This is a genomic window from Arthrobacter pullicola (assembly GCF_014836875.1).
Lineage (GTDB): Bacteria > Actinomycetota > Actinomycetes > Actinomycetales > Micrococcaceae > Arthrobacter_B > Arthrobacter_B pullicola.
Map to the genome: position 1 here is coordinate 99,340 of NZ_JACSQC010000007.1, position 15,405 is coordinate 114,744.

Genomic DNA, 15,405 nt, shown 5'->3' on the forward strand with positions numbered 1-15,405 from the left:
GTGGCTTCAGTAACTAGTTCGTCGAAATCGTTTGTCCATCTTCACAACCACACCGAGTACTCCATGCTGGACGGTGCGGCGCGCCTGACCGACTTGTTCAGCCACGCTGATGAGCTGGGTATGAGCGCGCTGGCGACGACGGACCATGGGTTTGTTTTCGGTGCCTTCGACTTCTGGAACAAGGCGCGCAACTCCGGCATCAAGCCGATTATCGGCGTCGAGGCGTACCTGACACCGGGCACGGCCCGCCAGGACAAGACCCGGGTGAAGTGGGGCGGCGGCGGGCGCGACGACGTCTCCGGCGCGGGTGCCTACACCCACATGACCATGTGGGCGGAATCCACCGAAGGCATGCATAACCTGTTCCGCATGTCCTCGCTGGCCTCCCTGGAGGGCCAGCTCTACAAACCGCGCATGGACCGGGAACTGCTGCAGACCTATGGCAAGGGCCTGATCGCCACGACCGGCTGCCCGTCGGGTGAAGTGCAGACCAAGCTCCGGCTGGGGCTCTATAAGGAAGCGGTGCAGGCAGCCTCCGACTTCCGGGACATTTTCGGCACGGAGAACTTCTTCTGTGAGCTGATGGACCACGGCCTGGACATTGAGCGCAGCGTCCAAGCGGACCTGATCAAGCTGGCCCGCGAACTGAACCTCCCGCTCGTTGCCACGAACGACCTCCACTACACCCACGCCGAGGATGCCAAGGCCCACGCAGCCCTGCTCTGCGTGCAGTCCGGCTCCACCCTCGCCGACCCGAAACGGTTCAAGTTCGACGCGGACGAGTTCTACCTCAAGTCTCCGGCCGAGATGCGGGCCGTGTTCCGGGATTATCCGGAAGCCTGCGACAACACGCTGCTCATCGCCGAGCGCTGCGACGTCGAGTTCAACACCAAGGCCAACTACATGCCGCGCTTCCCGACCCCCGAGGGCGAGAACGAGGAGTCGTGGTTCGTCAAGGAGGTCGAAAAGGGCCTTCAGCACCGCTACCCGGGCGGCATCTCCGACGCCGTCCGCAAGCGTGCGGACTACGAAACAGGGATCATCGTCCAGATGGGCTTCCCGGGCTACTTCCTGGTCGTTGCCGACTTCATCAACTGGGCCAAGAAAAACGGCATCCGTGTCGGACCGGGCCGCGGCTCCGGTGCAGGTTCCATGGCCGCCTACGCCATGGGGATCACGGACCTCGATCCGCTGCAGCACGGGCTGATCTTCGAGCGGTTCCTGAACCCGGACCGCGTCTCCATGCCTGACTTCGACGTCGACTTCGATGATCGGCGCCGTTCCGAGGTGATCCACTACGTCACCGAGAAATACGGCGACGAGCGCGTGGCCATGATCGTCACCTACGGCACCATCAAGGCCAAGCAGGCCCTGAAGGACTCCTCGCGGGTGATGGGCTACCCGTTCTCCGTCGGGGAGCGGCTGACCAAGGCCATGCCGCCGGACGTGATGGGCAAGGGCCTGTCCCTGGCCGATGTGCATAACAAGGAAGCCAAGCGGTACGGCGAAGCTGAGGAGCTTCGTGAGCTGCTGCGCACCGATCCCGATTCCCAGCGGGTGTTCGACACCGCGCTGGGGCTGGAGGGCCTGAAACGCCAGTGGGGCGTCCACGCCGCCGGTGTGATCATGTCCTCGGACCCGCTGATCGACATCATTCCGATCATGCGCCGCGAGCAGGACGGGCAGGTGATTACGCAGTTCGATTACCCCACCTGCGAAGGCCTGGGCCTGATCAAGATGGACTTCCTCGGCCTGCGGAACCTGACGATCGTCTCCGACGCCGTGGAGAACATCAAGGCGAACCGCGGCGAGGACCTGGTCCTGGAGGACCTCCCGCTGGATTTGAAGGAAGCGTACGACCTCCTGGCCAGCGGTGACACCCTGGGTGTGTTCCAGCTCGACGGCGGCCCCATGCGGTCGCTGCTCAAGAGCATGCGTCCGGATAACTTCGAAGATATCTCCGCCGTCATCGCCCTGTACCGCCCCGGCCCCATGGGTGCGAACTCGCACACGAACTACGCCCTGCGCAAAACCGGCCAGCAGGAAATCACGCCGATCCACCCGGAGCTCGAAGAACCGCTGGCGGAAATCCTGAACACCACCTACGGCCTGATTGTCTATCAGGAGCAGGTGATGGCCATTGCCCAGAAGGTGGCCGGGTTCAGCCTGGGCCAGGCGGATATTCTCCGCCGCGCCATGGGCAAGAAAAAGAAGTCCGAGCTGGACAAGCAGTACGCCGGATTCCACCAGGGAATGGTCGACCGCGGCTACTCAGAGGCCGCCATCAAGGCCCTCTGGGACATCCTGCTTCCCTTCTCCGACTATGCCTTCAACAAGGCCCACTCCGCCGCCTACGGCGTTGTGTCCTATTGGACCGCCTATCTGAAGGCGGTGTACCCGGCCGAGTACATGGCCGCCCTGCTCACCTCTGTCGGTGATGACAAGGACAAGCTGGCCATGTACCTGAACGAGTGCCGGAAGATGGGGATCACGGTTCTGCCGCCGGACGTCAACGAGTCCTCGGTGAACTTCACCCCGGTGGGCAAGGACATCCGCTTCGGCATGGGTGCCATCCGCAACGTCGGCGCCAACGTGGTCCATGCCATGGTCGGAGCCCGCGAGGAGAAGGGCGCCTACACCAACTTCAAGGACTTCCTGATGAAGGTGCCGGCGGTGGTCTGCAACAAGCGGACCATCGAATCCCTGATCAAGGCAGGCGCCTTCGACTCCATGGGCCATGCACGGCGGCCGCTGGCGATGATCCACGAAGAAGCCATCGACTCCGTGGTGGTGCTCAAGCGGAATGAGGCCGTGGGCCAGTTCGATCTGTTCGCCGGAATCGGCGAAGCCGAGCCCGAGGCCTCGATCAGCATCGACATCCCTGACCTCCCCGAGTGGGAGAAGAAGGACAAGCTTTCCTTCGAGCGGGACATGCTTGGACTCTACGTCTCCGACCATCCGCTGCAGGGCCTGGAAGGAATCCTGAGCCAGCACGCTGATTCCTCGATCACCTCGATCGTGGGGGAGGAAGGACCGCCGGACGGTGCCATCGTGACCATCGCGGGCATGATCACCTCCCTCCAGCGCCGGATCGCGAAGAACAGCGGCAACGCGTATGCCCGCTGTGAAATCGAGGACCTCGCCGGGTCCATGGAAGTGATGTTCTTTGGTCAGGTGTACGGGCCAATCGCGGCCGTGCTCGCGGAGGACCTGATCGTCGTCGTCCGCGGCCGGCTGCAGCGCCGGGATGACGGCGCCGTGACACTGAATGCCCAGGAACTCACCGTCCCGGACCTCAGCGAGGGGCATTCCGGCCCGGTGGTCATCTCCATGGCGACGTACAAGGCAACGGAAACCGTGGTCACCCAGCTCGGCGACGTCCTGCGGACCCATCCGGGAACGTCCGAGGTGCAGATCCGGCTCAACGGCAGCCGGACCGTGGAGGTCATGAAACTGGGGGTGGACATGCGGGTTAACCCGACGCCGTCCCTCTTCGGTGACCTGAAGGTCCTTCTGGGACCGGCGTGCCTCGATGGCTAGGTAGAATGGCATTTGTGACTTCCTCCACCCCTGATGTACGTTCCGACCAGCCGTTTTCGGCCCTGCGCACAATCGACCTGCGCGGCAGGGAGCTTTCCCCGGCCGAGCTGAAGGCGGCCATGCCGCGGGCCGGCACCAGCACAGACACCGCGGCTGCTGCGGTTACCGCGATCATTGACGACGTCCGCACCCGCGGCTTTGCCGCCCTGGCGGACCTGGCGTCGAAGTTCGACGGCGTTGAGCAGGTGCATCCGCTGGTCCCGCGGGAGGCGCTTCGTGCCGCCCTGGACGGTTTGGATCCCGAGGTGCGCGCGGGCCTGGAAGAATCCATTCGCCGGGCCCGGATCTTCGCCGAGGCCCAGCGTCCCGGGGATGTTGGGGTGGCCATTGCAGACGGTGCCACGGTCACCCAGCGCTGGGTCCCGGTTCGCCGGGTGGGGCTCTATGTTCCGGGCGGTCTGGCCGTCTACCCGTCCTCCGTGGTGATGAACGTGGTGCCGGCACAGGCAGCCGGGGTGGCCTCACTGGCGCTGGCGTCTCCTCCGCAGAAGGAATTCGGCGGACTGCCGCACCCCACCATCCTCGCGGCTGCGGAGCTGCTGGGCATCGACGAGGTCTACGCCGTCGGCGGTGCCCAGGCCATCGCGGCGTTCGCCTACGGCATCCCTGCCAGCGCCGGCGGACCGGGGCTGGAACCGGTTAACGTCGTCACCGGCCCGGGCAATGTCTTTGTGGCGACCGCCAAGCGGCTGGTCAAGGGGGTAGTGGGCATCGATGCCGAGGCCGGTCCCACCGAAATCGCCGTGCTGGCCGATGCCACTGCCGATCCCCGGCTTGTAGCGGCGGACCTGATCAGCCAGGCCGAGCACGATCCCAACGCCGCCTCTGTTCTTGTCACCGATTCGCCGGAGCTTGCCGGCGCCGTCCGGGCCGAGCTGGATGTCCAGGTGCCGGCCACCAAGCACTCAGAACGCGTGCGGACCGCACTGTCGGGACGGCAGTCCGCCGTCGTGCTGGTGGACGGCCTGGAAGCCGGAATTGCCGTCTGCAACGCGTACGGGGCCGAACACCTGGAAGTCCAGACCGCTGACGCACCGGCTGCCGCCGCACGGATTACCAGCGCCGGGGCGATCTTCGTCGGCAGCTACAGCCCGGTCAGCCTGGGTGACTACTGCTCCGGCTCCAACCACGTTCTTCCTACTGCCGGAACCGCAGCGTTTTCCTCCGGCCTGAACGTCACCACGTTTATGCGCGCCATCCAGGTCATCGACTACAGCCGTGAAGCGCTGCGCGAGGTCAGCGGGCACGTGGTGGCCCTCTCCCGTGCCGAGGACCTCCCGGCACACGGTGACGCCGTGAGCATCCGGTTCGCGGGGTAAGGTGCCCCGCGCCGTCCGGCCGTCCGCTGTAGATTAGCCCTACGACTGCTTATAAACGGGGTGCGCGAAGTATCCCGCCGCCTGCGCCTGAAAGGACCAAGGAATGTACTGTCCGTTCTGCCGGAACGCTGACTCCAGGGTTGTGGACAGCCGCCTGGCCGATGACGGTTCCGCGATCCGCCGCCGCCGGCAATGCCCGGAATGCGGACGGCGTTTCAGCACCGTGGAAACCACCAGCCTCAGCGTCATCAAACGCTCCGGTGTGGCCGAGCCCTTCAGCCGCAGCAAGGTGATCAACGGCGCCCGCAAGGCCTGCCAGGGCCGTCCCGTCAGCGAGGATGACCTGGCGCTGCTGGCCCAGGAAGTGGAGGAGACCATCCGCGCCTCCGGTGTCGCTGAGATCCAGGCACACGAGGTTGGGCTGGCTATCCTGCAGCCGCTGCAGAAGCTGGACCAGGTGGCCTACCTCCGGTTCGCCAGCGTCTACCAGTCCTTCGAGTCACTGGAGGACTTTGAGGCTGCCATCGCGGCGCTGCGCGCCGAGTCGGCCCGGGTGGGCAGTGTTCCCGCCGGTGCCCAGCGCCCGCTCACGGCTCAGTAACGAGGCGAATGCAGTAAGCCAAACCGCGCAGAAAACCCCGGCCGCTGCAGCGCAGCGGCCGGGGTTCACTGGGCAGGACTTACTTCAGGTAGTTGAAGTGCAGCGCCGCCTGGAGCGCGCCTCCGACGATGCCGGCGTTGTTCTTCAGGCTGGCGGTGACCAGGGGGGTGCGCAGGTCCAGCATCGGCAGGAAGTCCTCGCTGCGCTTGGAGATGCCGCCCCCAATGATGAAGAGGTCGGGGGAGAAGAGGAACTCCACGTGGGAGAAGTAGCGCTGCAGGCGCTTGGCATACTCTTCCCAGGAAATATCGTCCCGCTCGCGTGCTGAGGCCGAGGCGCGGGTCTCCGCGTCGTAGCCGTCGATTTCCAGATGGCCGAGTTCTGCGTTGGGCACCAGGCGTCCATTGGAGATCAGGGCCGAGCCGATTCCGGTGCCCAGTGTGATGACCAGGACCGTTCCCTGAACGCCCTTGCCGGCGCCGTAGCGTGCCTCGGCAAGGCCCGCGGCGTCGGCGTCGTTCATGACCTGAACTTCGCGGTTGAGCGCCTTGGTGAGCAGGGCATCGACGTCGGTATCCACCCAGCTCTTATCCACGTTGGCCGCCGAACGGGCCACACCGTGCTGGATGATCGCCGGGAAGGTCACGCCGACGGGCACCTCGGTCCCGGGACCGTCCGGACGGGAGGAGAGCTCCGCAACGATCTGGCCGACAACGCCCGCCACAGCCTCGGGGGTGGCCGGCTGCGGGGTCGGAATCCGGAAGCGTTCGCCGATCAGCTTGCCCTTGGCAAGATCAACGATTCCGCCCTTGATCCCGGTGCCGCCGATGTCGATCCCGATGACGGCGTCGTGCTTGGTCTTATGCTTCTTGGCCATGGTTCTCCAGTGCTAGGGCGTAACGCTACGGAAGGGTCAGGATTTCAGCACCGCTGTCGGTGACGAGCAGCGTGTGTTCGAACTGTGCGGTGCGCTTCCGGTCCTTCGTCAGAACGGTCCAGTTGTCGTCCCACATGTCCCACTCAACGGTCCCGAGAGTGAGCATAGGCTCTATGGTAAACACCATCCCGGTTTCGATGAGGCGGCTGTAGGCGGGCGCGGCGTCGTAATGCGGGATGATCAGGCCGGTGTGGAAGGCTTCACCCACGCCGTGACCGGTGAAATCGCGCACCACGCCGTAGCCGAAGCGCTTGGCGTAGGACTCGATGGTCCGGCCGATGACGTTGATTTCACGGCCCGGCATCACTGCCTTGATGGCGCGGCGGAGGGATTCGGCCGTCCGCTCGACCAGGAGCCGGGATTCCTCATCCACGTCTCCGACCAGGAAAGTGAAGTTCGTGTCGCCGTGGACGCCGTTGATGAACGCGGTGATGTCCACGTTGACGATGTCGCCGTCTTCCAGGACCGTCGTGTCGGGGATGCCGTGGCAGATCACCTCGTTGACGGAGGTGCAGATCGACTTGGGGAAATGCCGGTAGCCCAGGGTCGAGGGGTATGCCCGGTGGTCCAGCAGGAACTCGTGGGCTACCGCGTCCAGGGCATCGGTGGTGACGCCCGGCTTGATGTGGTTGCCGACTTCCACGATTGCCTGGGCCGCGATCCGGCTGGCGATGCGGATCTTTTCGATGGTCTCCGCGGTCTTGACCTCGGATCCGGTGAATTTCGCCGGCGCTTCCTTGCCCACATATTCAGGGCGGGGAATCGACGCCGGTACAGGACGGCGGGGGCCGACCGTTCCCGGCTGGAGGCGTCCAAGAGGTGCTGCAGCAATATTCTGGGGCATAGTATCGATCTTATCGCCAGCGCTTCGTGCCGCCGCATGGGCGGGACGATGTGCACTGTCCGTCAGCTCATGCGGAGCACGGACGCTTAACAGGAGGAGGGCCCATGGCCGAGTACTGGTTCAACGTGCAGACCCACGAAGTCGAGGTTGGCCCGCAGTCGGACTGGACAAAGCTGATCGGCCCCTACCCGACACGGGAAGAGGCCGAGCTGGCACTGCAGAAGGTCAAGGCCCGGAATGAGGCCTGGGACAAGGACGAAGACTGATCCCGGCTGTGGTGTTCCGGCTGTATTTGTTCCGGCTGCGGGTGGTCTAGAAGCTGTGCTCCGGGCCGGGGAAGGTGCCGCTGCGCACCTCGTCGGCGAATTCACGGGCGGCCGTTGAGAGCACCGAGCGGACGTCGGCGTAGGCCTTCACGAACCGCGGGGTCTTGCCGCCGCCCATTCCGGCCATGTCCTGCCAGACCAGCACCTGCCCGGTCGTGGCGTTGCCGGCGCCGATGCCGATGGTCGGGACCGGAACTGCGGCCTCCACTGCGGCGGCCACTTCGGCGGGCACCATTTCCATCAGGACGCAGAACGCTCCGGCTTCCACGAGGGCGACGGCGTCATCCACTACGGCCTGCGCAGCAGAGCCGCGTCCCTGGATCTTGTACCCGCCCAGGGCGTGCTCACTCTGCGGCGTGAAACCGATGTGCGCCATCACGGGGATGCCGGCAGCGGTCATTGCCTTGACGTGGTCGGCGTAGTGCGCGCCGCCTTCCATCTTGACTGCCTGGACGCCGGCTTCCTTCATCAGCCGGACCGAAGACTCGATGGCCTGGGCGGGGGAGACCTCGTAGGAACCGAACGGCAGGTCACAGACGATCAGGGCACGCCTGGCGCCGGCGGACACGGACTTGGCGAACACGATCATCTCGTCCAGCGTGATGGGCAGGGTCGTTTCATGGCCCATGACATTGTTCGCCGCGGAATCGCCAATAAGCAGGGTCTCGATGCCGGCTTCGTCGAAGATGGACGCCGTGTACTGGTCGTAGGCAGTGAGCATGGCAAACTTGCCACCGCTGTCCTTGAGCTGCTGGAGGTAGGAAATCCGTACGCGCTTAGGCGGGACAGGAGTCTGGGCCTTGTCTGTGCCGTACGGTTTGGGCTGTTCAGCGCTGGTCATCCTTCGAGCCTACTAAACCTTGGGCCCGCCGGACGGCCCGCCCGCTCTCGAAGCGGCACGTAATGTCCGCACCACACCACCCGACCGGGCCGGAAATTCGTCCCGGGCTGGGTAGAGTAATTTCAGATCCGCGTAAGCGTCCACAGCGAAAGAGGTACGGCATGAACCGCCAGCAGGAATTCGTTCTGCGAACGATCGAAGAGCGCGACGTGCGGTTCGTCCGGCTGTGGTTCACCGACGTCGTGGGTTCCATGAAATCCGTAGCGCTGGCACCTGCCGAAGTGGAGGGCGCTTTCGAGGAAGGACTGGGGTTTGACGGTTCCTCGATCGAGGGCCTGGCCCGGGTTTTTGAATCGGACATGCTGGCGCAGCCCGATCCCTCCACCTTCCAGATCCTGCCCTGGCGCGGTGACGAGGAGCAGACCTCCCGGATGTTCTGCGACATCCTCACCCCGGACGGGCAGCCTTCCGCCGCCGACCCCCGCAACGTCCTGAAGCGGCAGCTGGCCAAGGCCGCTGACATGGGCTTCACCTGCTACACCCATCCGGAGATTGAGTTCTACCTGCTGAAGTCGGACCAGCCCGGGCCTGACGGCGAACCGGTTCCGGTGGACCAGGCAGGCTACTTCGACCACGTTCCCGGCGGCGTGGCCCAGGATTTCCGCCGCACGGCCGTGTCCATGCTGGAAGCCGTGGGTATCTCCGTGGAATTCAGCCACCATGAGGCCGGCCCCGGGCAGAACGAGATCGACCTGCGTTACGCCGATGCGCTGCAGACGGCGGACAACATCATGACCTTCCGGACCGTGGTCAAGGAAGTCGCGCTGATGACCAACTGCTACGCGACGTTCATGCCGAAGCCGTTCACCGCCCACCCCGGATCCGGGATGCACACCCACTTCTCCCTGTTCGAGGGCGATTCCAATGCCTTCTTTGAAGCGGGAGCGGAGTTCCAGCTCTCCTCCACCGCCCGCCAGTTCATGGCCGGCATCCTGCGCCACGCACCGGAATTCACTGCCGTGACCAACCAGTTCGTGAACTCCTACAAGCGTCTCTGGGGCGGAGGCGAAGCTCCCAGCTACCTGTCCTGGGGACACAACAACCGCTCGGCCCTGCTGCGGGTGCCGCTGTACAAGCCGGGCAAGGGACAGTCCGCACGGATCGAATACCGCGGCATTGACTCCGCGGCCAACCCGTATCTTTCCTACGCCGTACTGCTTGGTGCCGGCCTGAAGGGCATCGAGGAAGGCTACGAACTGCCGCCGGGCGCCGAGGATGACATCGAGTCCCTGAGCGCCGCTGAACGCCGCGCCATGGGGCACTCGCCCCTGCCGTCCAGCCTGCATGACGCGATCCGCGTGATGGAGGATTCCGAACTGGTGGCGGACATCCTCGGTGAGCAGGTGTTTGAGAACTTCCTGCGCAACAAGCAGGCGGACTGGAACGAGTACCGCCAGCAGGTCACCGCGTTCGAGCTGAAGAAGAACCTGAGCATCCTCTAGCGAAAGCGCCGCCATGAGCCTGACCAGACGCCTGATCGCAGCCGGATTCACCGACTTGGAGAAGAGCGAACGGTTCCTCGGTGCGCCCGAACTCGCCGGCATCGACGAGGAGACACTTTTTACCGGATTTGCCCGGGCGGCGAATCCGGACATGGCACTGCAGTCCCTGGTCCGGCTGCTGAGCCGGGTCCCGTCGCTGGGAGAACTGGTGAACGCGGGTCCGGACCGCAGCGAGGCCCTGTTCCGCGTGCTGGGGGCCTCCGAAGCGCTGGCTGAGTTCGTCATGCGGCATCCGGAGAACGCGGACCTGCTCGACACCGCCCTCTCCGCGGAACCTCCGGAAGTTCCGGCCCGGACCCTGCGGGCATCGCTGCTGGAATCTGTCCAGGCCGGCACCGGCCCGAATCCCGTGGCGGGGCTGACGGGGACTGACGCCTACGTGCAGCTGAGGACCCGGTACCGCCGCCACCTTCTGGAGCTGGCTGTCCGGGACCTTGGCGCTGCCTCTCCGGAGGACACCATGCCCGCCGTCGGCCGGGAGCTCGCGGATCTGGCCGCCGCCGCGCTGGAAGCCGCCCTGGCGGTTTCGCGGGCCGAACTCGCCGGATCCTTCGCACCGGCAGACGTCGCCGCCGTGCACCTGGCCGTCATTGGCATGGGCAAATGCGGCGCCAGTGAACTCAACTACATTTCCGATGTCGACGTCATCTACGTGATCGACGCACCGGAGCTGGACGAAGCCCTGGCCAGCCGGATCGGCACCGCCATGGCGGCGGGCATCTCCCGGGTCATCAATGCTTCGGCACCGGAACCGGGGCTGTGGGATGTGGATGCAAACCTGCGGCCGGAGGGAAAGGACGGCCCGCTGGTCCGGACCCTGGATTCGCACCTGCACTATTACCAGCGCTGGGCGCATACCTGGGAGTTCCAGGCACTGCTCAAGGCCCGGGCGATCGCGGGCGATCCGCAGCTGGGACGGCGCTACGAGGATGCGGTGGCCCCGCTGATCTGGTCCAGCTCGGAGCGGGAGAACTTCGTCGAATCCGTGCAGGCCATGCGGCGCCGGGTGACCGAGAACATCCCCTCCCACGAGGCGGCCCGGCAGATTAAGCTCGGCCCGGGCGGACTGCGGGACGTGGAGTTCACCGTGCAGCTGCTGCAGCTGGTCCACGGACGGGTGGATGAGACTCTGCGCGTGCGCACCACCACCGCCGCAATCGCCGCGCTGAGCGAGGGTGGATACATTGGCCGCGGGGACGCCGCGGACCTCGACGCCGCCTACCGTTACCTCCGGGTGCTGGAACACCGCATCCAGCTGGTGCACATGCGCCGCACCCATCTGATGCCGGAGGATCCGTCCGCGCTGCGGGCACTGTCCAAGTCCTCCGCGGGTTCCCTGCAGCTGGTGCGGCCCAGTGCGGAGCGGCTGCTGGAGACCTGGCAGCGGACCAAACGGCTGGTGCGCCGGCTGCACGAAAGCATCTTTTACCGCCCGCTGCTGAACACTGCCTCCAACCTCTCCGAGGACGAAGTCCGGCTCACCCCCGAAGCCGCCCAGGCCCGCCTCGCTGCGCTGGGGTATGCGGATCCCAAGGGCGCCATGCGGCACATCGAGGCCCTGACCAAGGGAATCAGCCGCCGGGCGGCCCTGCAGCGGCAGCTGCTGCCGGTGCTGCTGGGCTGGCTGGCGGACGGTGTCGATCCGGACGCCGGACTGCTTGGCTTCCGCCGGCTCAGCGAGTCACTGGGAGACAGCCACTGGTACCTCGGCATGCTGCGGGACTCCTCAGCGGCCGGGGAGCGCCTCTGCCAGATTCTTTCCTCGAGCCGGTTCATCAGCGACCTGCTGGAAGTCTCCCCGGAATCCACGGCCTGGCTGGGCACGGACAAGGACCTGGTGCCCGTCGGGTTCGATGCCCTGTGGCAGGAGATGCGGGCCAAGATGTCCCGGCACCCCCGGCCCGGCGAAGCCGTGCGGCTCATCCGGCTGATCCGCCGCCGGGAGATGCTGCGGATTGCCCTGGCCGACAGCGCAGGGCTGCTCTCACAGGAGGAAGTGGGCAGGGCGCTGGCGGACAATGACCGCGCCGCCGTCCTGGGAACGCTGCACGCGGCGGAGAACGAGGTGTACGGCACGGAGGAACAGCTCACCGACATGCTGGTGGTGGCTATGGGCCGTCAGGGCGGCCGGGAAATCGGCTATGGTTCCGACGCCGACGTGCTTTATGTCCACCGCCCCCTTCCCGGAGCGGATGCGCAGGCAGCCCAGCGGCAGGCGGAGGGCATCGTCGGCCGGATTTCGTCCCTGCTGCAGCAGCCCTGCCAGCCGGCTGTGCTGGCAGAGCGGGTGCTGGAGCTTGACGCCGGACTGCGCCCCGAAGGACGGCAGGGGCCGCTGGTCCGCACCCTCGACTCCTACCGGGGGTACTACGAACGGTGGTCGCAGGCCTGGGAAGCCCAGGCGCTGCTCCGGGCCCGGCCGATGGCCGGCGACGACCGGCTGGCAGAGGATTTTATGTCGCTGATCGATCCGCTGCGCTATCCGGAGTCCCTGGATACGGCAGACGTCCGTGAAATCCGCCGGATCAAGGCCCGGGTCGAGTCAGAGCGGCTCCCGCGCGGCGCGGATCCCTCCAGGCACATCAAGCTGGGGCGCGGGGGACTCAGCGACGTCGAGTGGCTGGTCCAGCTCCTGCAGCTGAAACACGCCCGGTCCTACCCGGCGCTGCGCACCACAGCGACGCTCGCGGCGCTGGACGCGATTGGCGATGCAGGGTTCCTTCCGGACACGGATACGCAGATTCTGAGGGAGAGCTGGCTGCTGGCCAGCAGGATCCGTTGTGCAAATGTGATTCGGGGTGGGCGAAACGCCGACGTCCTGCCGTCCTCCCGCCGCGAACTTGAGGCTGTGGCCCGCTGGTGCGGCTACGCCGCAGGTCAGGGCGGGATTTTGGAAGAGGATTATCTCCGGCTGACGCGGCGCGCACGGGGTGTCTTCGAGCGCTATTTCTATGGTTACGGTGTCGGGGAAGGCTGAGCCGGGGCCTTGGCGGTAATTTGAGTGCCCGCTTTCCTAGTAAGGTTTTTGATGGCGTTTGCTGCGCATCGCCGCGAACCATTAGCTAGGAGACGTTTACTTTGCACAGTGGCAAACGGGCGCTGAAAGGCCCCGCCTCACTCGCGGTTCCCCTCACCAGCCTGCTGGCAGCTTTGGCGCTGCTCCTGGGCACCCCTGCTTCCGGGGCCTTCGCGGCCACGCAGGAGCCCGGCGCCGTAGAGGGTAAGACCTACACCATCGGCACCGACACTACGTTCGCACCCTTCGAGTTCCGCGAAAACGGCGAGCTCGTCGGCATCGACATGGACCTCGTCAACGCCATCGCGGAAGACCAGGGCTTCGACGTCGAAATCCGTTCCCTGGGCTTCGATGCCGCGCTTCAGGCGCTGCAGTCCAACCAGGTGGACGGCGTGATCGCCGGAATGTCCATCACCGAGGAACGCCAGAAGGTCTTCGACTTCTCGGACCCCTACTTCGAGTCCGGCATCCAGATGGCCGTTGCGGAAAACAACAACGACGTCGCCGGTTACGAGGACCTCGAAGGCAAGCGTGTTGCCGTCAAGACCGGCACCGAAGGCCAGGCCTTCGCAGAGTCCATCAAGGACCAGTACGGCTTCGACGTGATCGCGTTCGCGCAGTCTGCGCAGATGTACGACGACGTTAAGGCCGGCTCCTCTGTTGCCGTCTTCGACGACTATCCCGTGCTGGCCTACGGCATCAAGTCCGGTAACGGGCTGAAAACCGTGACGGAGAAGGAAACCGGTTCGTCCTACGGCTTCGCCGTCAACGCCGGCGCCAACCCGGAACTCCTTGCGGCGTTCAACGCCGGGCTGGCCAACCTGCAGGAAAGCGGCGAGTACGAGGAAATCATGGACCGCTACCTGGACGCCGGCGCCGCCGACTCCAGCTTCTGGTCCCTGGTCACTGACAACGCTCCGGCCTTTGCCAAGGGCCTCGGCCTGACCCTGCTCGCGACGGCCCTCTCGCTGTTCTTCGCGTTGATCCTGGGTATCATTTTCGGTTTCTTCAAGGTCAGCTCCAAGGTGGTGCTGCGCGGCATCGCCACCACCTACGTCAGCATCTTCCGCGGCACCCCGGTGCTGGTGCAGGCCTTCTTCTTCTACTTCGGCCTGCCGCAGCTGATCGGGCAGCCGGTGGATGTGCTGACCGCAGGCGTGCTGACGCTGAGCCTGAACGCCGGCGCCTACATGACGGAGATTGTCCGCGGCGGCATCCAGTCCGTGGATCCGGGCCAGATGGAAGCTGCCCGCAGCCTCGGCCTGGGTTACGGCAAGACCATGCAGAAGGTCGTCATTCCGCAGGCCATCAAGATCATGACGCCGTCCTTCATCAACCAGTTCGTGATCACCCTGAAGGACACCTCGCTGCTGGCCGTCATCGGCTTCGCCGAACTGACCTACCAGGCGCAGCAGATCTACGCGGTGAACTTCCGCACCGCCGAGGTGCTGCTGATTGTCGCTGCCCTGTACTTCATCGTCATTACGCTGCTGACCAAGCTCGCGGACGTCCTGGATAAGAGGTTCAACAAGTGACCAAGATTCAAACCATCGGCCTGCGCAAGTCCTACGGGTCCAACGAGGTCCTCAAAGGCCTGGACGTGTCCGTGGCCGAAGGCGAAGTCGTGTGCGTGATCGGTCCCTCGGGCTCCGGCAAGTCCACGTTCCTGCGCTGCTTGAACAAGCTCGAAGACATCACCGCCGGCAAAGTGGTGGTGGACGGCTTCGACCTCACCGATCCGAAGGTTGATCTCAACAAGGTCCGCCAGCAGATCGGCATGGTGTTCCAGCACTTCAACCTGTTCCCGCACATGAGCGTGCTGCAGAACATCATGCTTGCCCCGGTGGAACTGAAGAAGGGTTCCAAGGCTGAGGTCCGGAAGAACGCCCTGGCACTGCTGGAGCGGGTGGGCCTGGCTGACAAGGCCGATGCCCGCCCCGCCCAGCTCTCCGGCGGCCAGAAGCAGCGCGTGGCCATCGCCCGTGCGCTGGCGATGAAGCCGGACGTGATGCTCTTCGACGAAGCCACGTCCGCGCTCGACCCGGAAATGGTCGGCGAAGTCCTCCAGGTCATTCGCGACCTGGCCAAGGAGGGCATGACCATGGTTGTTGTCACCCACGAGATGGGCTTCGCCCGCGAAGTCGCTGACCGGGTGATCTTTATGGCCGACGGCTACGTGGTGGAGGAGAACTCACCCGAGGAACTCTTCGGCAATCCGGAATCGCCGCGCCTCCAGGATTTCCTGGCCAAGGTTCTCTAGCACTCTCCAGCAGCCGACGACGGCGGTGCGGTGCCCTCCCAGGTGCCGCACCGCCGTCGTTGCTCTGTCACCGCCCTGTGTCCCTGTACGGTGTTCTGG

The 15,405-nt window shown here is 65.3% G+C and carries 11 protein-coding genes; 8 read left to right on the top strand and 3 right to left on the bottom strand.

The genetic code is table 11. From position 1 onward, the window contains the following. The 3 genes from dnaE to nrdR all read left to right on the top strand — a co-directional run bounded on the left by dnaE (position 1) and on the right by nrdR (position 5,520). Complete coding sequence (gene dnaE / locus H9638_RS14325; protein WP_318241890.1) at positions 1–3,540, top strand: DNA polymerase III subunit alpha; 3,540 nt, start codon at positions 1–3, stop codon at positions 3,538–3,540. A gap of 14 nt (positions 3,541–3,554) precedes the next feature. Next, positions 3,555–4,919: a histidinol dehydrogenase gene (hisD, locus tag H9638_RS14330; RefSeq protein WP_318241891.1), complete on the top strand. Its 1,365-nt coding sequence runs from the start codon at positions 3,555–3,557 to the stop codon at positions 4,917–4,919. A gap of 103 nt (positions 4,920–5,022) precedes the next feature. Further along, on the top strand, positions 5,023–5,520 hold the full coding sequence (gene nrdR, locus H9638_RS14335) for a transcriptional regulator NrdR (protein ID WP_191748488.1): 498 nt from the start codon (positions 5,023–5,025) through the stop codon (positions 5,518–5,520). A gap of 79 nt (positions 5,521–5,599) precedes the next feature. Here nrdR and ppgK read toward each other — a convergent pair whose 3' ends face one another. Further along, on the bottom strand, positions 5,600–6,397 hold the full coding sequence (ppgK, locus tag H9638_RS14340; RefSeq protein ID WP_191748490.1) for a polyphosphate--glucose phosphotransferase: 798 nt from the start codon (positions 6,395–6,397) through the stop codon (positions 5,600–5,602). A 25-nt stretch (positions 6,398–6,422) separates the two neighbouring features. Continuing rightward, on the bottom strand, positions 6,423–7,301 hold the full coding sequence (gene map / locus H9638_RS14345; protein WP_191748491.1) for a type I methionyl aminopeptidase: 879 nt from the start codon (positions 7,299–7,301) through the stop codon (positions 6,423–6,425). Positions 7,302–7,405: 104 nt separating this feature from the next. On the opposite strand from map, the gene H9638_RS14350 reads away from it, so the two are divergent. Beyond that, the gene (locus H9638_RS14350) at positions 7,406–7,567 is read left to right on the top strand and encodes an SPOR domain-containing protein (RefSeq protein WP_151723923.1); all 162 of its coding nucleotides are present in this window, start codon (positions 7,406–7,408) and stop codon (positions 7,565–7,567) included. 46 nt (positions 7,568–7,613) lie between these two features. Here the strand turns inward: H9638_RS14350 and panB are convergent, their stop codons facing one another. Beyond that, a complete protein-coding gene (gene panB, locus H9638_RS14355) occupies positions 7,614–8,468 on the bottom strand; it encodes a 3-methyl-2-oxobutanoate hydroxymethyltransferase (RefSeq protein WP_191748493.1) in 855 nt (284 codons plus the stop codon). Positions 8,469–8,629: 161 nt separating this feature from the next. Here panB and H9638_RS14360 point away from each other — a divergent pair, with 161 nt between their 5' ends. The 4 genes from H9638_RS14360 (at position 8,630) to H9638_RS14375 (ending at position 15,306) form a co-directional block, all read left to right on the top strand. Further along, positions 8,630–9,970: a glutamine synthetase family protein gene (locus H9638_RS14360; RefSeq protein WP_191748495.1), complete on the top strand. Its 1,341-nt coding sequence runs from the start codon at positions 8,630–8,632 to the stop codon at positions 9,968–9,970. Positions 9,971–9,983: 13 nt separating this feature from the next. Continuing rightward, a complete protein-coding gene (locus H9638_RS14365) occupies positions 9,984–13,007 on the top strand; it encodes a bifunctional [glutamine synthetase] adenylyltransferase/[glutamine synthetase]-adenylyl-L-tyrosine phosphorylase (protein ID WP_191748497.1) in 3,024 nt (1,007 codons plus the stop codon). 101 nt (positions 13,008–13,108) lie between these two features. Beyond that, on the top strand, positions 13,109–14,581 hold the full coding sequence (locus H9638_RS14370) for an amino acid ABC transporter substrate-binding protein/permease (RefSeq protein ID WP_191748499.1): 1,473 nt from the start codon (positions 13,109–13,111) through the stop codon (positions 14,579–14,581). After that, on the top strand, positions 14,578–15,306 hold the full coding sequence (locus H9638_RS14375; protein ID WP_318241892.1) for an amino acid ABC transporter ATP-binding protein: 729 nt from the start codon (positions 14,578–14,580) through the stop codon (positions 15,304–15,306). The genes H9638_RS14370 and H9638_RS14375 overlap by 4 nt, the downstream gene beginning before the upstream one ends. The last annotated feature ends 99 nt before the right edge of the window (positions 15,307–15,405 follow it).